17 protein-coding genes, 1 tRNA gene and 2 riboswitches are annotated in these 18,303 nt (G+C 68.0%); of the genes, 9 read left to right on the plus strand and 9 right to left on the minus strand.

Annotation, left to right across the window (positions count from 1 at the left end):
* Positions 1-69: 69 nt before the first annotated feature.
* Together rnk and LPA45_RS17080 are read right to left on the minus strand one after the other, a co-directional pair.
* Complete coding sequence (gene rnk, locus LPA45_RS17075; protein WP_116319986.1) at positions 70-513, minus strand: nucleoside diphosphate kinase regulator; 444 nt, start codon at positions 511-513, stop codon at positions 70-72.
* Between the two features lie 491 nt (positions 514-1,004).
* The gene (locus LPA45_RS17080; RefSeq protein WP_116319987.1) at positions 1,005-1,463 is read right to left on the minus strand and encodes a Cd(II)/Pb(II)-responsive transcriptional regulator; all 459 of its coding nucleotides are present in this window, start codon (positions 1,461-1,463) and stop codon (positions 1,005-1,007) included.
* Between the two features lie 195 nt (positions 1,464-1,658).
* Between LPA45_RS17080 and LPA45_RS17085 the strand changes: the two genes are divergently transcribed.
* Both LPA45_RS17085 and htpX read left to right on the plus strand, forming a co-directional pair.
* Positions 1,659-2,009: a hypothetical protein gene (locus LPA45_RS17085; protein ID WP_116319988.1), complete on the plus strand. Its 351-nt coding sequence runs from the start codon at positions 1,659-1,661 to the stop codon at positions 2,007-2,009.
* A 135-nt stretch (positions 2,010-2,144) separates the two neighbouring features.
* Positions 2,145-3,023: a protease HtpX gene (gene htpX / locus LPA45_RS17090; protein WP_116319989.1), complete on the plus strand. Its 879-nt coding sequence runs from the start codon at positions 2,145-2,147 to the stop codon at positions 3,021-3,023.
* Positions 3,024-3,049: 26 nt separating this feature from the next.
* Here htpX and arfB read toward each other — a convergent pair whose 3' ends face one another.
* Both arfB and LPA45_RS17100 read right to left on the minus strand, forming a co-directional pair.
* A complete protein-coding gene (gene arfB / locus LPA45_RS17095; protein WP_116319990.1) occupies positions 3,050-3,454 on the minus strand; it encodes an alternative ribosome rescue aminoacyl-tRNA hydrolase ArfB in 405 nt (134 codons plus the stop codon).
* Positions 3,455-3,492: 38 nt separating this feature from the next.
* Complete coding sequence (locus LPA45_RS17100; protein WP_317922503.1) at positions 3,493-4,320, minus strand: MipA/OmpV family protein; 828 nt, start codon at positions 4,318-4,320, stop codon at positions 3,493-3,495.
* Positions 4,321-4,627: 307 nt separating this feature from the next.
* Here LPA45_RS17100 and LPA45_RS17105 point away from each other — a divergent pair, with 307 nt between their 5' ends.
* Positions 4,628-6,379 (plus strand): diguanylate cyclase, encoded by a 1,752-nt coding sequence (locus tag LPA45_RS17105; protein WP_367394660.1) that lies wholly within the window; start codon positions 4,628-4,630, stop codon positions 6,377-6,379.
* A 69-nt stretch (positions 6,380-6,448) separates the two neighbouring features.
* Here the strand turns inward: LPA45_RS17105 and LPA45_RS17110 are convergent.
* Positions 6,449-6,524: transfer RNA gene (locus tag LPA45_RS17110), tRNA-Arg, on the minus strand.
* A gap of 453 nt (positions 6,525-6,977) precedes the next feature.
* On the opposite strand from LPA45_RS17110, the gene LPA45_RS17115 reads away from it, so the two are divergent.
* Entirely contained in the window at positions 6,978-7,874 is an 897-nt protein-coding gene (locus tag LPA45_RS17115) for a cytochrome c5 family protein (protein WP_116319992.1), read from the plus strand.
* A gap of 67 nt (positions 7,875-7,941) precedes the next feature.
* Here LPA45_RS17115 and hemN read toward each other — a convergent pair whose 3' ends face one another.
* Positions 7,942-9,423 carry an oxygen-independent coproporphyrinogen III oxidase gene (gene hemN, locus LPA45_RS17120; protein ID WP_376790619.1) on the minus strand — a complete coding sequence of 494 codons (1,482 nt, stop codon included), beginning with the start codon at positions 9,421-9,423 and terminating at the stop codon, positions 7,942-7,944.
* A gap of 228 nt (positions 9,424-9,651) precedes the next feature.
* Here hemN and LPA45_RS17125 point away from each other — a divergent pair, with 228 nt between their 5' ends.
* On the plus strand, positions 9,652-10,740 hold the full coding sequence (locus LPA45_RS17125; protein WP_367394662.1) for an ABC transporter substrate-binding protein: 1,089 nt from the start codon (positions 9,652-9,654) through the stop codon (positions 10,738-10,740).
* On the opposite strand, the gene LPA45_RS17130 is transcribed toward LPA45_RS17125, so the two are convergent.
* Both LPA45_RS17130 and LPA45_RS17135 read right to left on the minus strand, forming a co-directional pair.
* A complete protein-coding gene (locus LPA45_RS17130) occupies positions 10,726-11,853 on the minus strand; it encodes a sensor histidine kinase (protein ID WP_367394663.1) in 1,128 nt (375 codons plus the stop codon). The genes LPA45_RS17125 and LPA45_RS17130 overlap by 15 nt on opposite strands.
* A 5-nt stretch (positions 11,854-11,858) precedes the next feature.
* Complete coding sequence (locus LPA45_RS17135; protein ID WP_116319995.1) at positions 11,859-12,614, minus strand: response regulator; 756 nt, start codon at positions 12,612-12,614, stop codon at positions 11,859-11,861.
* Positions 12,615-12,894: 280 nt separating this feature from the next.
* Between LPA45_RS17135 and LPA45_RS17140 the strand changes: the two genes are divergently transcribed.
* Positions 12,895-13,407: a hypothetical protein gene (locus LPA45_RS17140; RefSeq protein WP_367394664.1), complete on the plus strand. Its 513-nt coding sequence runs from the start codon at positions 12,895-12,897 to the stop codon at positions 13,405-13,407.
* Between the two features lie 232 nt (positions 13,408-13,639).
* Here the strand turns inward: LPA45_RS17140 and LPA45_RS17145 are convergent, their stop codons facing one another.
* Positions 13,640-15,736: a UvrD-helicase domain-containing protein gene (locus LPA45_RS17145; protein ID WP_116319997.1), complete on the minus strand. Its 2,097-nt coding sequence runs from the start codon at positions 15,734-15,736 to the stop codon at positions 13,640-13,642.
* 271 nt (positions 15,737-16,007) lie between these two features.
* On the opposite strand from LPA45_RS17145, the gene LPA45_RS17150 reads away from it, so the two are divergent.
* The 3 genes from LPA45_RS17150 to gcvH all read left to right on the plus strand — a co-directional run bounded on the left by LPA45_RS17150 (position 16,008) and on the right by gcvH (position 18,284).
* Positions 16,008-16,235 carry a glycine zipper 2TM domain-containing protein gene (locus tag LPA45_RS17150; RefSeq protein ID WP_116319998.1) on the plus strand — a complete coding sequence of 76 codons (228 nt, stop codon included), beginning with the start codon at positions 16,008-16,010 and terminating at the stop codon, positions 16,233-16,235.
* A gap of 114 nt (positions 16,236-16,349) precedes the next feature.
* A riboswitch (glycine riboswitch) is annotated at positions 16,350-16,436 on the plus strand.
* Between the two features lie 21 nt (positions 16,437-16,457).
* Positions 16,458-16,582: riboswitch (glycine riboswitch) on the plus strand.
* 94 nt (positions 16,583-16,676) lie between these two features.
* Positions 16,677-17,804, plus strand: a complete 1,128-nt coding sequence (gene gcvT / locus LPA45_RS17155) for a glycine cleavage system aminomethyltransferase GcvT (protein ID WP_116320136.1) — start codon at positions 16,677-16,679, stop codon at positions 17,802-17,804.
* 99 nt (positions 17,805-17,903) lie between these two features.
* The gene (gene gcvH, locus LPA45_RS17160) at positions 17,904-18,284 is read left to right on the plus strand and encodes a glycine cleavage system protein GcvH (RefSeq protein ID WP_116319999.1); all 381 of its coding nucleotides are present in this window, start codon (positions 17,904-17,906) and stop codon (positions 18,282-18,284) included.
* Positions 18,285-18,303 lie beyond the last annotated feature (19 nt).

An 18,303-nucleotide genomic window follows, 5' to 3' on the forward strand; every position in this document is an offset into this window, starting at 1 on the left:
ATTGGCGCGCACGAGGCGCGGCAGGCGTGTGGCCCGCGCAGCACGCGCTGGCACGGGCTCGGCGGCCGCTCAGAGGGTGTACTGGCCGCTGGCTTCCGGCTGGAAAGCGATCTCGCTGATCGTCACCTGCTGCTCGCGGCCGTCCGGAAGGCGGTAGCCGACGGTCTGTCCGGCGCGTGCGCCCAGCACCGCCTGGCCCACCGGCGACAGCACCGACAGCCGGCCGGCATCGAAGTCGGCCGCATCGGGGTAGACCAGGGTCCAGTTGCGCGGCGCCGGGTCGCCGGGCAGCGTGCACACCAGGCGCGAGTTCATGGTGACGACGTCGGTCGGGATCTCCTCCGGGGCGACGATGGTGGCGCGCGCGAGCAGGCTGTCGAGCATGTCCTCCAGCTGCGCCGAGCCGGCACGGCTGGCGATGCGCTCCAGGCGTGTGACGTCGAGCTCGGTCAGGTAGAGCGACGGGGTCGCGGCTTGTGCAGATTGGGCGGATTGTTTCTTCGTGGCCTTCATGGCGGATCCTCCGGCAGTCATGGGTTGGCGCGGCCCGGCCTCCATGAATGGAGACAAGCGGCAGCGGGATCAGGTCTTGGCTTTGCGCAGCAGCGCGAACATCAATGGTGCTGGCGACGGCATGGCGGTCGCCGGCAACCATGGAGAGGCTGGCTCGGGCCCGGTTCGGCCCGGGCCCCGTGGTGGGGGAGAGTCAGGCTGGGAACCGGGCGGAAGCAGGCGGTGCGCTGATCCGGCGGGGAGACATGGCGAACGCGGACGCGCGCGGGCGGCCGGTCCGCTGCAGGCGGACAGGCGCGTCGGTCATCGGCGTCAGACGATCGTTCACGGTCATGTGGATAAGTTTGGGTTGCGGCGGCCTTTCAGCCGTAGCAGCCGTAGGCCCGCAGCGTAAGTCATTGCTTACTGTGCAAGGCGCCGCCCGAAGTCATGCACCGCAGTGGTGCGGTCACGGTGACAGCCATCGTAGCACAGCGGCGTGTTCGCGTACCTCACCCGTTGGCAGCATGTCCGGCATCGTGCGTGGCATGGCATTCACAGGCTGCCCCGACGGCGGCCTGCTGCAGGTTCTGCAGGATGCCGCATTCGCTGGCGGGCTGGTGGTGGTGATGGTGGCAGGTTTCCCGTAGTGCGCGCAGCTGCCCTTCCAGCGCCTCCAGCGCCACCCGCTGTGCATGGATCTGCGCGATCTGGCGGTCCAGCAGCGTGTTGATGTCGTCACAGTCCTGCGACGGGTTGCGCTCGAACTCGCGCAGCCGGCGCACGTCCGACAGGCTCATGCCGAGCGAGCGGCAATGGCGTACGAAATTCAGCTGCACCAGGTGGCCGTCGTCGTAGCGCCGATAGCCATTGGCCTCGCGCCGCGGGGCGTCAAGCAGCCCCTCGCGTTCGTAATAGCGGATGGTCTCGACATCGCAGCCGCTGGTACGGGAAAGTTCACCGATACGCATCGTATGAGTCCTGTCTTGCGTGCATCAAATCCCTGTAATGACTACAGGGTTTAAGCTAGTGTAGGGCAGTCTGCGCAACCTTGCAGCGGCGTGCCGCAACCGGCGCCGGCGTCATGGCGCATCCTGTAGAATCGCTCAACACCTACCGATAAGTTCGTCCTCCAAGTGCGTTCGCTCCGGCTTCTCCTGCTGGTCATGATGCTGGCCTTCCTGCCCCTGCCGGGCTGGGCAGGCGCGCTCGCGCACGCCGTGGACACGATCGGCGACGGACTGGTGGCGTCCGCCACCGCGCCTGCCGCAAGCGCGGCGGACGAGATGGCCGGCGATGCCATGCAAGCCGACCTGGCCGCCGCACCCGATTCAGCGCCTGCGCCCGAATCCGCCGAGCCGCAACCGCAGCCCGGCGCCGACCTGGCCGAGCAGCTGCTGCCCGCAACTCCCCTGCGCCTCGCGCCGTGGGCCGGCCGCGTCGGACCGCCGCGCTACGCCGGCGCCCCGCTGCCCGAGCCGGACCTGCCGCTGCTGCCCCGCCCGCCGCGCGCCTGAGCGTGCGCGGCCGCGGTTGTCCGCGTCCGCCGTTTCCTGCGCCGTGCCGCGGGTACGGTGCGCTGCTTGCGGCTTGCCCGCATCTTTCCCGTAGTTGCTCCACTCCGATTGCACTCGACTGCATTCCATACACACATGAAACGCGTATTGCTTTTCCTGGCGACCAACATCGCCGTCATGATCGTCCTCAGCATCACCGCCAGCGTGCTCGGCGTGAACCGGTTCCTGACCGCCAACGGCCTGAACCTGGGCATGTTGCTGGCCTTTGCCGCGCTGATGGGCTTTGGCGGTTCGTTTATCTCCCTGCTGATGTCCAAGACCATCGCCAAGTGGTCCACCGGCGCGCAGGTCATCACCCACCCGAGCACCAGCACCGAGCTGTGGCTGATGCAGACGGTGGAAAAGCTGGCGCAACGCGCCGGCCTGCCCATGCCCGAGGTGGCGATCTACGAGGGCGAACCCAACGCCTTCGCCACCGGCGCGACCAAGAACAGCTCGCTGGTGGCGGTGTCCACCGGCCTGCTGCAATCGATGTCGCACGACGAAGTGGAGGCGGTGCTGGCGCATGAGGTTGCGCACGTGGCCAACGGCGACATGGTTACGCTCACGCTGATCCAGGGCGTGGTCAATACCTTCGTCATCTTCATGGCGCGCGTGGTCGGCTACTTCGTCGATTCGATGCTGCGCAAGAACGACGAGGAGTCGAGCGGTCCCGGCATCGGCTACATGGTGACGGTGGTCGTCTGCGAGATCGTGTTCGGCATCCTGGCCAGCATCATCGTGGCGTGGTTCTCGCGCCAGCGCGAATTCCGCGCCGATGCCGGCGCCGCGGGCCTGATGGGGTCGCCCACGCCGATGGTCTCGGCGCTGCGCCGCCTGGGTGGCCTCGATCCGGACGGGCTGCCGCAGAACATGCAGGCGATGGGCATTGCCGGCGGCAAGTCGTGGATGGCGCTGTTCTCCAGCCATCCGCCGATCGAGCAACGCATTGCCGCGCTGCAGTCCGCGCGCTGACGCGAACCGGCCCCCGTTCGCGGGGGCTAGTCGAAGACCTTGCCGCGCAGCGCCTTGACCTGGCTGCGCTGGTTCTTGCCTTCCAGCCTGCGCCGTCGCGATGCCAGCGTTGGACGCGTGGCGCGCCGCACACGCGGCGGCGTGGCCACGCTGCGGACCAGCTCATGCAGGCGCCGCACCGCTTCGTCGCGGTTCTGTTCGAGGCTGCGGAATTGCTGCGCCTTGATCACCACCACGCCGTCGCGCGTGATGCGGTGATCGTGCAAGGCCAGAAGACGTTCCTTATGGTCGGGCGGCAGCGAAGAGTCCCGCACGTCGTAACGCAGGTGCACGGCGTTGGATACCTTGTTGATATTCTGGCCGCCAGCGCCTTGCGCGCGGATCGCGGTGATCAGGTATTCGTGGTGGGGAATGACTAGCTCGTCGACCATGGCCGCATCATAGCAAGCCGGCCCCGCGCCGCCCCGTGCTAGCGCCACGAATAAGCCAGGCCGATGCCATAGGTGATCTGGTTGCGCGTGCCGCGCTGCGTGACGATGGGACTGTCGGCGGCATCGCCGGCCAGCCGCTGTGCATAGACCATCGCACCGCCATACCAGTGCTTGTCGAACTGGTAGATCATCGCCAGCCAGCCCGTGAATTGCTCCAGCCCGCCGCCGGGGCTGTAGACGGGCAGGCCACTGGCAGCCGAGTCTGCCGGCGTCACGCCGAAGTAGGTACGGTTGAAGCTGCCGCTGACCCAGGTCGCGCCGAGGCCAGCCCCCACGTAGATCCGCCGGTGCAGCGGCATCCAGAAGGTGCCGGTGGCGGTGACACGGCTGCCGCCGTAGACGATGCCGGCATTGGTCATCACGTTGATGCCGCCGCGCAGCCGCCACGGGACGCTGCCCGGGTTTAGATATTCATAGCCGACATACCCGCCCGCCTCCACCGTGGTGTCGATCTCATGCACTTGCGCCACCACCGGATCGTCGACGTTATTGCGGCCCAGTCGCAACCCAACCGCCGGTCCCCACTGGAAGCCCGTCAGCCCGCCGAAGTTGAACTGCGCATACGGTCCGTACCACTCCAGCAGCCGTCCACCCGGGGTCACGTAGCGGACGCCGGGCACAACTCCGAGCATGCGGTCCTTGCCGCCAGCGAACTCGGTGGTGGAGCCGACCCCGAGGCCGACCATGTTGGGTAGCGATCCTGGCAGGCTCAGCGGCGCGGCCTCGCCGGAGTGCGCGGTCGCCGCCAGTGCGATGCCGGCCAAGGTGCCGCGTAGCCGGCGCAGGAGTCTTGTCGAGATAACCATGGCATCGCGCCCGGATAGGGGTGGTCGGGTGAATCTATCAGGACGGCTGTGGCGCAAGATTGTGTGGCCGTCATGAAACTTTTCGTGTGGGGAATTAAGTGCGCGCCGATATCTGTTCCCACAGTAACGATATCGCTACCTGCGAGCCCCATCATTCCCGCTTTGGCAATGACGTGTAGACACCCTTTGTCTTTTATTCCGGATAGCGCATCATGAGTTCGGATTTCACTGAACTCCGCACCACACGAACCCGATCGCGAATGCAGTAGGCTGCGTGCACGGATTCAGGAACCCCCTGGAGTCACTCATGCGCCCCCGCCTTTCCGCACTGCTCGACCGGCTATGGGAGCAGGCAGTGCGTACGCCGCAACGCTTCGTGGTGCTGTCCTTTGCTGCCGCTTCCGTGCTGCTGCTGGTCATTTCCGCGCACGGCCTGGTGGTGCTGCGCGACCACGAAGTGCAGACCCTGCAGCAAACACAACAGCTGCAGGTGGCCGGCATCAGCTGGGTGCTGAACGTCGAGACCGAACGGCTGCGCAGCGTGCGCAATTTCGCCCAGCACCTGATCCGCCTGCAGATGGGCCCGCACGCGGTCGAAGCCGATCCGCCGCTGCAAGCCGCCTACGCGCACCGCAACGATGACCTGTGGCAACTGCCCGCGCCAGAAGGCGATGCGGTGTTGCTCGGCGCCGGCCCCCGGATGCTGGAAGGCATGGACGGCTTTTACCGCCGCGATGAAGACCTGCTGCCCGGCCTGTATGTGGCACGCGGCCTCAGCCACCTGCTGAGCGCCGAGCCGGTCAACCCGCTGGTCACGCGCAAGCTCATGTACGTGTCCACCAACGGGTTCTTTGTCACCTATCCGCCGGTGCCGCCTGCGCGCACGGCCGCCGTATTGCGTCGCGTCGACGATGCCGGCTTCATGCGCGAGCACCAGCCGCATAACAACCCCGATCGCACCCTGCGCTGGCAGATGGTGCCGGCTGCCGATGGCAGCGGCGACATGTACCTGACAGTCAGCCTGCCGGTGTACCTGCACGCCCAGTTCCGCGGCGTGGCGATTTCGGGCATTTCGCAGCGCAGCCTGGACGCCTACCTGACCAGCACCACGCGCAAGGGGGTGCGCAGCTTCCTGATCGATATCGACGGCCACCTGATCGGCGCCAGCACGCGCGACGTCAAGGGCGGCGAGAAAATAGATGCGGTCGTGCCGCCCGCCTGGCGCGAAGCCACGCCCCAGCAGATGTTCAGTCGCGGCTCCGGCACGCTGCACCTTGGCGACGGCAGCCGCCTGATGTTCCAGCGCATCGGCAGCACCAACCTGATGCTGGTGGACTACTTCTCCGCGACGGACCTGCTGCTGCGTACCGCTTCGCACCTGAGCGCGGTGCTGGCGGCCAGCGCGCTGTCACTGGCGGTGCTGCTGTGGGTCACGCTGCAGGGCTTCCGCAAGCTGTTCTCGCACTACCTGGCCCGCGGCGAAGCGCTGCGCGAACTGGCCGAGACCGACGCGCTGACCGGGCTGGCCAACCGCCGCGTGTTCGAGGCGCGTTTCGCCATCGAGCACAACCACAGCCAGCGCGAAAACACGCCGATGTCGATGCTGATGATCGATATCGACCGCTTCAAGCGCATCAACGACCAGTGGGGCCACGCCAGCGGCGACCGCGTGCTGAAGACGCTGGCCGACGTAGTGCGCGCGACCGTGCGCGCCATCGACGTGCCGGCGCGCATCGGCGGCGAGGAGTTCGCCGTGCTGCTGCCGCGCACCAGCATCGAGGAAGCGACCCAGGCCGCGGAGCGGCTGCGCAAGATCCTGGGGCAGACGGCATGCGGTCCGGCCGCCGATGCGACCGGCAAGGGTGATATCCGGTTCACGGTCTCCATCGGCGTGTCGGATCTGGGCGCCGACGGCACCGACAACCTCGACACCATGCTGATGGTGGCGGACCGCCGCCTCTACGCCGCCAAGAACGCCGGCCGCAACCGGGTGGTCAGCGACGACCGTATGCCGGAACCGGCAGGCGAAAGCATGCCCACCCCTGCGCCGACGGCATGAGCGTCGCGCGAAAGCGGCTGTTCGCGGCGGGGGGAAGAAAGCGGGAAAGCGGAGGAATCCGGATGGGATTGGCGCGCCCGGCTGGGATCGAACCAGCAACCCCTGCCTTCGGAGGGCAGTACTCTATCCATTGAGCTACGGGCGCACAGAAGCGGTTTTTCAACCGGTATTGCAGGTACAGCGGTTGCGGCGCGCGAATGCCGCCGCAGGAAAGTCGCATAGCATACCGCGTTTGCACCGCGCCGTCCATGCGGGCTCTCCGGAGGGTCCGCCAGACGTCTCGCAACCGCCGCTTTTGGCACTGGCGAAGGGTGGAATGGGGCTATAATCGCCAGCTATTTGCGTCAAATCGTGCCCCTCGCGCAGTCGACCAGGATCAAGGCTTTGCCACTTGGTTTCGGCGACAATCCGGGGCCCGGTCCGGGAGACAGTCCGAATTGCGCAAATAGCGACAGACCCAAGTCAGGCAATGGCCGCAGGCAGCATGGGCGGACTTCTGTCGGGCCCCTTGCGGGCCAGGTAGTGGTCAGACAAGGGCCAGATAAAGCAAGCCGAGGGTGAGCGGCCAGAAGGTTTCCTGCAAAACTGAGAGTTCTGTATGAGCGACGTCCACAACGAACACCACGAACACGAGTCTCCCATCAAAACGCCCAAGCAGCTGATCGCTGTGGTGATCGCGGCTTTCCTGGTGCCGATCATCGTGATCGCCCTGCTGGTCAACTTTGTCGGACACGGCTCTACGGAAAGTGCCGGCGCGGTCACAACCGCAGAAGCCGTCAACGACCGCATCAAGCCGGTCGCGTCGCTCGAAATCAAGGATCCCAACGCACCGCGCGTGTTCAAGACCGGCGAGCAGGTCTACAAGGAAATCTGCGCGGCCTGCCACGCCACCGGCGCGGCGGGTGCGCCCAAGTACGGTACTGCCGGCGACTGGACCGCGCGCATCGGCCAGGGCTTCAACGGCCTGATGAAGTCGGTAATGGCCGGCAAGGGCGCAATGCCGCCGCGCGCCGGCAGCACCCCTGACGACTACACCGATTACGAACTGGCCCGCGCCGTGGTCTACATGGCAGACGCCGGTGGCGCCAAGTTCCCCGAACCGCCGGCACCGGCTGCCGCTGCCCCGACGACCGCTGCGGCGCCGGACGCCGCTGCCGCCCCGGCTGCTGCCGCTGCACCTGCCCCGGCCGCACCCGCTGCTGCGGCTCCGGCAGCCGCTGCCGCGGCGCCAGCTGCGGCGCCCGCCGCTGCGTCGGCAGACGTCGGCAAGAAGGTCTATGACCAGGTCTGCGCCGCCTGCCACGCCGCCGGCGTGGCCGGTGCGCCCAAGTTTGGCGACAAGGCCGCCTGGGCACCGCGCCTGAAGGAAGGCATGGACGCAGTCCACAACTACGCACTGAAGGGCAAGGGCGTGATGCCGCCCAAGGGTGGTTACGCCGGCCCGGACGCCGACGTGATCGCCGCGTCGGACTACATGGCCAACGCCGCCAAGTAAGAGACAGCTGCGCTGCAAACAAAAACGCCCGCGAAATTCGCGGGCGTTTTTTTATGCCTGGCGGCGCTTACACGACGCGCGAGTAGCGGGCCCGCGGCACGAAGCGGATCGGTTGCGCGCCGTCGTTGGCGGCCTGGGGGGTATCGTGGCCCTCGGGCCCGGCGAGCGCGGCGCGGGCGGCATCGTCGCGCAGGTAGCGGTCGAACACCATCGCCACGCGCCGGACCAGCAGCCGGCCAAGCGGCGTGACCGTGATGCGGGCGGGCTCGATCTGCACCAGGCCGTCGACTGCCAGGGTGGCAAGTTCGGCCAGTTCCGGCGCGAAGTCGGCGCCGAAATCGATGCCGTGGCGCCGCTCCAGCGCCGGGATTTCCAGCACGCCGTTGCACATCAGCGCGCCGATCAGTTCGCGCCGCAGGTGATCGTCGGCCGTCATGGCCACGCCGCGCACCAGCGGCAGGCGGCCCTGGTCGAGCGCGCCATAGTACTCGTCCAGCGTCCGCGCGTTCTGCACGTAGCGCCCCGCCACCGCGCCGATCGCGGAGATGCCGAGGCCGAGCTGGTCGTAGCCGGCGTGCGTGGAATAGCCCTGGAAGTTGCGCTGCAGCCGGCCTTCGCGCTGCGCCACGGCGAGGTCGTCGTCGGGCAGCGCGAAGTGGTCCATGCCGATGTAGACGTAGCCCTCGGCGGTCAGGCGTTCGATGGTGGAAACCAGGATGTCGAGTTTCTCGCCCGCCGGCGGCAGCGCGCTTTCGTCGATGCGCCGCTGCGGCTTGAACACATGCGGCAGGTGCGCGTAGCTGTAAACCGATAGGCGGTCGGGCCGCAGCGCCAGCACCTGGTCGATGGTGCGGCCAAAGCGCGCGGCGGTCTGGTGCGGCAGGCCATAGATCAGGTCGAGGCTGACCGAGCGGAAGCCGAGCCGGCGCGCGGCGTCGATCACGGCACGGGTCTCTTCGTAGGACTGGATCCGGTGGATGGCCTGCTGCACCTCAGGATCGAAATCCTGCACGCCCAGGCTGACGCGGTTGAAGCCCAGCTCGGCCAGCAGCGCCATGCGCGCGTCATCGACCCGGCGCGGATCGATCTCGATCGAATGCTCGCCATCGGGCGGCAGTTCGAAATGCTGGTGCAGCAGCGCCATCACGCGGCGCATTTCGTCGGGATCCAGGAAGGTTGGCGTGCCGCCGCCCCAGTGCGACTGGAGCACGCGCCGGCGCGTACCGAGCCGCGCGGCGAGCAGCGCCATCTCGCGGCCCAGGTAGGTGACGTAGCGCGCGCTGCGGCCGTGGTCGCGCGTGATGATCTTGTTGCAGCCGCAGTAGTAGCAGATGTTCTCGCAGAACGGGATATGCAGGTACAGCGACAGCGGCGCGGGCGCATCGGCGCGGCACGCGGCCAGTGCGTCGTGGTACAGCGACAGATCCGGGCTGTTGTGGAAGCGGTCTGCGGTAGGGTAGGAGGTGTAGCGCGGGCCGTTGCCGTCGATGCGGCCGGCGAGTGCACGAAAGTCCGACAGCGCGCGGCGGTCGGGCGCAGGGGTAGTCATGGCAAGCGGATTCATGGGGGCGCGGGGGAACGGTATTTGACAGCCCATGCTAGGACCGCACGCGGCGCGTTGCGTTGACCGTGGTCAAGCGCAACGCTGGCCGGTGCGCGCAGCGTGGGCGCCGCACGTCACACGGCGGTCATACGTGGCGGATACGCTGCGCGCCGGCGCCACTTGCGCCCGCTTCCCTTCTGCGCCATGCCGATCCCGGATTCCCTGCCCAACCTTATGCCGTACCTACCGCTGCGCCGACGCCTGCTGGCGGCCGGTGCTGCCGCCCTGGCGCTGCCCGCTGCACCGCTGCTGGCCCAGTCCACGGCGCGCCGCACCGTGGTGGTCGGCCACCTGATCGACCGCGGCGGCGCGCAGGCCGATCTGGCGCGCGACTACCTGGCCGGCGCCAAGGTGCTGTTCGACGCGGCCAACGCCGCCAATGGCCAGGTACGCATCGTCCACGTGGTGCGTGACGCCGATCCCGATCCGCGCCGCGCGCTGGCGCAGGCCTTGGCGCTGGCCGACAGCGAACGCGCGGAACTGCTGTTCGGCGCCGGCGACCGCATCCTGCCGGCGCTGGCGTCATCGGCCGAGCTGGCCCGGCGCGGCGTGCAGATCGTCGCGCCGCTGTCGGGCCTGGCGCTGGCGGGGGACAACGTCTGGTTCACTCGCGCCGACTACCAGGCCGAACTCGACGCAGCGGTGCGCCAGCTGCGCAGCTATGGCCTGAGCGCGATCGCGCTGGCGGTGGCGCCCGACTTCGCCACGCAGTCGCTGGCCCGGCTGGAGGCGCAGACCGGCACCCGCGCGGTGCCGCTCGATCCCAGAGCCGATCCCGGCGGCGACGCCGCGGCACGGCGCATTGCCGCTGCCCGCCCCGGCGCCGTGATCGTTGCGGGCGATACGCTGGCTTATGCCGGACTGGGCCGCGCGCTGGCGGCACAGGGCTGGTATGGCTTCCTGGTCGGGCTGTCGTCGGTCAGCGCCACGGCTGCGCGCGAGATACTGGGCTCCGGCTACGCCGGCGGCATGGTGCTGACCCAGGTCGCGCCTGGTCCGCAGCAGGCCACGCTGCGCGTGGTCAGGGAACACGTGGCGCGCATGAAGCAATACCTGGACGAGCCGCCGTCGCCGGCGACGCTGGCCGGCTATATCGGTGCCGCATGGCTGGCTCGGGCGCTGGCGGGCATGCGCACCAGCGGCGCCCCGGAGCTGCGCCGCGCACTGCAGGGCCGTGTCGACGTGGGGGACTTTACGCTCGACTTCAGCCACGGGCAGCGCGGCTCGCAGTACGTCACGTTGGCAGTGTCAGGCGCGCGGTAGCGACAGGCGCGCGCGCAGGCCGCCTTCCGGGCGGTTGGACAGGATCAGCTCGCCGCCATGCCGTGCGGCGATGTCGGCGGCGATCGACAGGCCCATGCCGACCCCGCCGGTGGCGCGGCTGCGCGACGATTCGAGCCGGTAGAACGGCTCCATCACGCGTGCCAGCTGGTCTTCCGGGATGCCGGGGCCGTCGTCGCAGATATCGATCAGCACCCGTGCCGGGCTGTCGGTCAGCACGATGCTGGCCGCGCCGCCATAGCGCCGCGCATTCTCGACCAGGTTGACGACCGCGCGCCGCAGCTCGGACGGCCACGCCAGCAGTGGCTGCGCCTGGCCGCTGAGCGCGACCTCGTGGCCGGTATCGGCGGCGTCGTCCACCACCGCCTGCAGCAGCGCCAGCACGTCCACGCGCTGGCGCGGGCCGCTGGCTTCGTCGCGGTCACGCAGGTAATAGAGGGTGGCGTCGATCAGGCCGTTCATTTCGGCGAGATCCTGGCGCAGGCGGTAGCGCACCTCGCCCGCGTCGATGCGTTCGAGACGCAGGCTCATGCGCGTCAGCGGCGTGCGCAGGTCGTGCGAGACCGCGGCGAGGAAGCGCGATTGCTGGGCGAGTTGGGTGCGGATGCGCTGCTGCATGAGGTTCAGCGCCTGTGCGGCCGCCCGGGCTTCGGCGGGGCCGCCGGTCTCGTCCAGCGGCGGCGCGTGTACGTCCTGCGCCAGCCGCCCCGCGCCGCTGGCCAGCTGCTGCACCGGCCGCGCCAGCAGCCGTGCGCCGACCCATGCCGCCGCCACCATTGCCGCCACCTGGATCACCATGCCGAGGTGCGGCGGCCACGGCCAGCGCGGCGGCGGGCGATGCTGCGGAGCGCCCTGCCCTGCGGGTCGGCCTGGCGCGCCCTCGGGCGGTGGCCCCCGGTGCCAGGCTTCAGGCGGCGGCGGACCATCCGGCCCCCTCGGACCGTCACGCAGCGCGCGTTCCATGCCGGGCCGCGGAAACAGGTTTTCGATGACCGTCATGCCGAGCAGGTGGACGGCCAGCATGATCGTGGCCATCACCACGAACAGCCGCAGGAACATCGAGTCGTAGCGCGCCAGGCGCCCGTTGCCGGGCATCGGGCTCATCCTTCCAGCGTGGCGGTGAAGACGTAGCCTTCGCCGCGCACGGTGCGGATCAACGCGGGGTCGCGCGGGTCGTCGCGCAGTTTCTGGCGCAGCCGCGAGACCAGCAGGTCGATGCTGCGGTCGAACACGTCGAGCCCGCGCCCGCGCGCCTGGTTGATCAGCAGCTCGCGGTCAAGCACGCGGTTGGGCTGCTCGACAAAGGCCAGCAGCAGGCGGAATTCCGCATTGGACAGCGGCACCACCACCTCGTCCCGGTCGACCAGCTGGCGCAGCGTGGTGTTCAGGCGCCAGTCGCCGAAGCGCAACTCATGGCCCGAAGGCGGCGCCGCGCGGCGGCCATTGGCGCCCGGGCCGCCCGGGCCGGCATGGGCGCGGCTGCGGCGCAGCACGGTGTGGATGCGCGCCACCAGCTCGCGCATCTCGAACGGCTTGGTGACGTAGTCGTCGGCGCCGACCTCCAGCCCGACCACGCGGTCTGCCAGCTCGGCGCGCGCGGTCAGCATGATCACGGCAACGTTGGTCTGCGCGCGCAGTTCGCGGCACAGCGCCAGGCCATTCTCGCCGGGCAGCGACAGGTCGAGGATGACGAGGTCATAGGCCGTGGCGGCCATCGCCTGGCGCATCGCGGTGCCGTCCTCGACCCCGTCCGCATGCATGCCGAAGGTGGACAGGTACTCGGCCAGCATGGCGCGGATCTGGGGATCGTCGTCGACGATCAGCAGGCGGATGGGAAGCGGCGGGGTGAATTCCATAAGCGAAGATAACGGCATCTGACGGGCGACCGGACGATCGGACGATCGGACGATCAGACGATCGGGGCGACGTCGTGGCCGATGCCGGGGGCGTGCGGTGCCCCACTGTACCAGCGGAGGGTGGCGGCACTATGCCGGCTTTGTATCAGGCCTGATACGCAGCGTTGCCGGCAGGCCTGCCATGTACGCCATTGCAATACGGCGCAGACCAAGTGCTCAAGCATTGTGGCGCGGCCTTCCCTAGCATGGACCGGCATCGATACCACTACAGGAGAATTCCATGCCCGTCCTGCCCGTCCTCACCTCCCGGCTGCGCACCAGCCTGTCCGTCCTGGTGCTGTGCGGCGCCGCCCTGGTGGCCACGCCGGCCAGCGCCCTGCAAGCCGGCCCGGGGCGGCATGGCGCCATGCCGCCGCCCGCCCCTGTCCCGGCAACGCCCGAGCCGCTTGGCCTGAACCCGGCGCAGGCACGGCTATGGCAGGCCGCGCGGAGCGCAGCGGTGGAGGCGGAAGCGCATGCGCTGGAGCTGCGCGCCCGCTTCCTGCGCGAGACCGCCGACGCCGCGCCGGACGGCCCGCTGCGGCCGCGCGCCGAAGCCATGGACCGCCTGCACCACGCGCTCGAACAGGACCGCCGCGCAGTGCGCGAACGCTGGCTGGCGCTCGACGACAGCCTCGATTCCGGCCAGCGCCAGCGCCTGCGCGGCGCGCCCGATGCCGCGCGCTGGCTCGGCCTGCCGCCGGGACCGATGATGGCGCCGCCGCCGGGCGCACCGCAGGCGCCGGGGCACTGAGCGCCGCGCCAAAAAAATTGCCCCCGCACGCTTGCGCGGCGGGGGCCAATTACAGGGAAAAACCAGACGTGATGTCTGGAGCGGCAAGACCCGGGCAGGCCCTGCCGCCGCACAGCCGCACTACCGTACAGAGTGCAGGCGGCACAACCGTCATGCTAGGGACCGCGGCGCGCGCGGTCTTGTCGGCCTGGTAGGGTTTTGTATCGGGACTGTACGCGTACGATCGCCCGGCTCAGTCCGCGGCCGTCTTGCCGGGGCCGCCGAGCAGCGCCTTGAGCGCGCCGAGCCGGTCCTTGGGACTCATCGCCGGGGTTTCGTCCTTGGGTGCCGGCGCCTCCTCCAGCTTCATCTCGCCGATAAAGCGCGACGGCTGGCAGGAGTAGGTATCGCGCGCACGCTTGCGCTTCTTGCACCAGGTGATCTGCAGGCTGCGCTGCGCGCGCGTGATGCCAACATACATCAGCCGCCGCTCTTCCTCGATCTTCTCGTCGGTCATGTCGTCGTCTTCGCGGCAGTGGGGCAGGATGCCCTCTTCCACGCCGACCAGGAACACGTGCGGATATTCCAGCCCCTTGGAGGCGTGCAGCGTCGACAGCCGCACCGCATCGGGATCTTCCTCGCGACCTTCGAGCATGCTCATCAGCGCCACGGTCTGTGTCAGTTCGAGCAGGTTCTTGCCTTCGCTGCCGAAGCCGTCGGCGTTGTCGAAGCCCGTTGCTTCCTCGCCGTCGGCCGCTTCGGGCTTGGTGCCCTTGCGCTTGAGCCACTCCAGGAACTCGAGGGTATTGGTCCAGCGCGACTGTGCCTGCCGTTCGTCGAAGCTGTCGTACAGGTAGGCCTCGTAGTGGATGCCGGCCATCATGTCGTCTAGCACTTCGGTGGCCGGGTCCTTGGCCGCGCGGTCGGCCAGCCGCACCATCGATTCGCAGAACACCCGCAGCGGCTCCAGCTGGCGCGGCTGCAGCTTGCCTTCGATGCCGCCCATCATCGCCGCTTCGAACAGCGAGACCTTGGCCTGCCCGGCGAACGTGCCCAGCACTTCCAGCGTGGTGTTGCCAACGCCGCGGCGCGGCGTGGTGATCGCGCGGATGAAGGCGGGATCGTCGTCGGGGTTGGCGATCAGGCGCAGGTAGGCGCAGATGTCCTTGATCTCGGCCTTGTCGAAGAAGCTCTGGCCGCCCGACAGCACATAGGGGATGCGCTCGCGGCGCAGGATCTGCTCGAACAACCTCGCCTGATGGTTGCCGCGGTACAGGATGGCGTAGTCGCGGAACTGCGCGCGGCGCTCGAACTTGTGCGCGGACAGGCGGAACACCACCGACTCGGCCTCGTGCTCCTCGTCGTTCATCGGGTGGATGGCAATGGGGTCGCCCATGCCGTGCTCGCTCCACAGCTTCTTGTCGAACAGCTTGGGATTGTTGGCGATGACCGCGTTTGCCGCCTCGAGGATGCGCACCGTGGAGCGATAGTTCTGCTCCAGCTTGATGACCTTGAGGTTGGGGAAATCTGTCTGCAGCCCGCGCAGGTTATCCAGCGTGGCGCCGCGCCAGCCGTAGATGGCCTGGTCGTCGTCGCCCACCGCGGTAAAGGCCGGCGCGCGCAGGTGCGAGCCGCCCGCCAGCAGCTTGAGCAACTGGTACTGGCAGGCGTTGGTGTCCTGGTATTCGTCGACCAGGAAGTAGCGCAGCCGGTTCTGCCACTTGAGCTGTACCGCTTCATTGCGCGCGAACAGTTCCGCGGGCAGGCGGATCAGGTCGTCGAAGTCGACCGCCTGGTAGGCATGCAGCGTGGCGACGTAGTTGCGGTAGACCAGCGCGGCCTGGTGCTCGTCGGCATTGGCGGCCTGCGCGATGGCGGCCTCCGGATCGATCATGCCGTTTTTCCACAGCGAGATCGTGCTCTGCACGCCGCGAATCAGCTTCTTGTCGGTGGTGCCGAGCTGCTCCTGGATCAGGCCGAAGCAGTCGTCCGAATCCATGATCGAGAACTGTGGCTTCAGGCCGACGTGTTCCGCCTCCATGCGCAGGATCTGCACGCCCAGCGAGTGGAAGGTACAGACCGTCAGCTGCTTGAGCGGGATGCGCTTGCCTTCGCGCGTGGTCTTGCCTTCCATCAGCTTGCCGATGCGCTCCTGCATCTCCTTGGCGGCCTTGTTGGTGAAGGTGACGGCGGCGATATGGCGCGGCTCGAAGCCTTTGTCCTCGATCAGGTGCGCGATCTTCTGCGTGATGACGCGGGTCTTGCCGGAGCCCGCCCCGGCCAGCACCAGGCAGGGGCCGTCCAGGTAGCGGACGGCTTCGGATTGGGCGGAATTCAGGCCGTGGCTCATGTGAAAGGCGCTCGGGAAATGAAGCGGAATGGGGCGAATGAATGGGGCGTACGAGGCGCGCGCCATGGGCAGCACACGTGCCCGGCGGCAAAGCTTTCGATGCTAACACGCTGGGCCTGGCCGGTCAGTCAGCGCCTGCCGCATCGTCGGCCCTCGTTGTGTCACTGGCGTAACACTTCGTAAAGGCCGGAGCCAATGAACGTGCACCAGGCTCTAACTGTTATGTCCAGGCGTGTCTCGGACATGCAATATCCATCACTCGGAGCCAACAATGAAAACCCTGCAGACATTGACCAAAGTGACCCTGATCGGCGCGATGGTCGCGGCATTCGCCGGTTGCGCGGACATGACCCCGAAGCAACGCAACACCGCCATCGGCGCGGGTGCGGGCGCCGTGGGCGGCGCCGTCCTGACCGAGGGCAGCGCACTGGGTACGCTGGGCGGCGCGGCCGTGGGCGGCGTGATCGGTAATGTCGTGACCGACGACAAGAAAAAGTAAGCCTCTCGCCAGACCCGGCTTCACGCCCCTGGCGGCGGGGCGCAGGAACGGGTACAGCCGCCGGGCGGCCGTCCGGCTTGGTTTGACAAAGGCCGGGGCCTCCCGTACATTGCGCGCATCCGACCGGGAGAGCGCGCAGAACTGCGCCGCCGAAGGGGTATCACCCGAAAACTCTCAGGCACCACGGACCGTTCGGATCGGCATGCAACATGCACACGATGCATGCCGCACTCTGGAGAGCGGCACCCGCCATTCGTGGCGAGCGTGCCCACCGAAGGGGCGCGCGAGGATGGGGTTCAACGAATCCGCCTCGTAATCTCTCAGGTATCGAGGACAGAGGGGTCATCCGCCGCAGCGGATTGCTTGCCTATTGGCATGGCGATCGTTGCGGCGGATGACCCTTTTTTGTTTTCGCAACCCGACATTGCCCCCGAGGATTCCATGACGCTCCAGGCCACGCCCCTCAACGCCATCCACCGCGCCCTCGGCGCCCGCATGGTCGACTTCGGCGGCTGGGACATGCCGGTCAACTACGGCTCCCAGATCGAAGAGCACAACGCCGTGCGCACCGACGCCGGCATGTTCGACGTGTCGCATATGTGCGTGGTCGATCTCAACGGCCCCAATACCCGCACCTTCCTGCGCGGCCTGCTGGCCAACAACGTCGACAAGCTGCAGACGCCCGGCAAGGCGCTGTACTCGTGCATGCTGGACGAGAAAGGCGGTGTCATCGATGACCTGATCGTCTATTTCTTTGCCGAGGACCGTTTCCGCCTGGTGGTCAACGCCGGCACCGCGGTCGGCGATATCGACTGGATCCGCGCGCGCAATGACGCCACCGGCAGCGGCGTGACCATCACCCCGCGTCGTGAAGACGTCGCGCCCGCGGGCGTGCAGCCGCTGGCGATCGTCGCAGTCCAGGGCCCTGACGCCCGCGCCAAGGTGTGGAGCACGTTCCCGTCGACCCAACCTTCCGATGCGCTCAAGCCCTTCAACGCTGTCGTGGTCCAGGATCCCGCCCTGGGCGAGGTCATGGTCGCGCGCACCGGCTACACCGGCGAAGACGGTTTCGAGCTGGTGGTGCCGGCCGCAAGCGTCGCCGGCCTGTGGGAAAAGCTGAATGCCGCGGGCGTGCGCCCGGCCGGCCTGGGCGCGCGCGACACGCTACGCCTGGAAGCCGGCATGAACCTGTACGGCCAGGACATGGACATCAGCACCTCGCCGCTGGACGCCGGCCTGGCCTGGACTGTGGACCTGCAGAGCGAACGCGACTTCACCGGCAAGGGGGCGCTGGCCGCCGCCGGTTCTCGCCAGCAGTTCCTTGGCCTCATCCTGCGTGATAAAGGCGGCGTGCTGCGCGCCCACCAGAAGGTCATCACCCCCGCCGGTGACGGCGAAATCACTAGCGGCACCTTCAGCCCCTCACTGTCGCAATCGATCGCGTTCGCACGCCTGCCGCAAGGCGTGAATGTCGGCGACACGGTGCAGGTGGAGATCCGCGACCGCAAACTCAACGCGACTGTGGTTAAACTGCCGTTTGTGCGTAATGGCAAGGCACTCGTGAGCTAAGGGAAACACCCGCTCACCCAACGGTCGCCCTCGCCTGCCGGCAGCGTTGCCGGGCAGGCATCACCCAACAAGAAACAGATCTGAATCCGGAGAACCTTCATGAATTTCCCCGCCGACCTCAAATACACCGAATCGCATGAGTGGGTGCGCGTCGAAGCCGACGGCACGCTCACCATCGGCATCACCGACCACGCACAGGACGCATTGGGCGACATCGTCTTCCTGGAACTGCCCGAAGTGGGCAAGTCGGTCGGTGCCGGCGACGCGCTGGCAGTGGTCGAATCGGTGAAGGCCGCTTCCGACATCTATGCCCCGGTGGCCGGCGAAGTGATCGCCGTGAACGAGGCCGCCACGGCTGCGCCGGAAAGCGTCAACGCCAACGCCTTCGACGCCTGGCTGTTCAAGCTCAAGCCGGCCAACAGCGACGACGTCAACGGCCTGATGTCGGCCGACGCGTACAAGGCCAGCGTCGGCGCCTGATCGACACACAGCATTTGCA

This window comes from Cupriavidus sp. Agwp_2, assembly GCF_040784895.1.
Taxonomy (GTDB): Bacteria; Pseudomonadota; Gammaproteobacteria; order Burkholderiales; family Burkholderiaceae; genus Cupriavidus.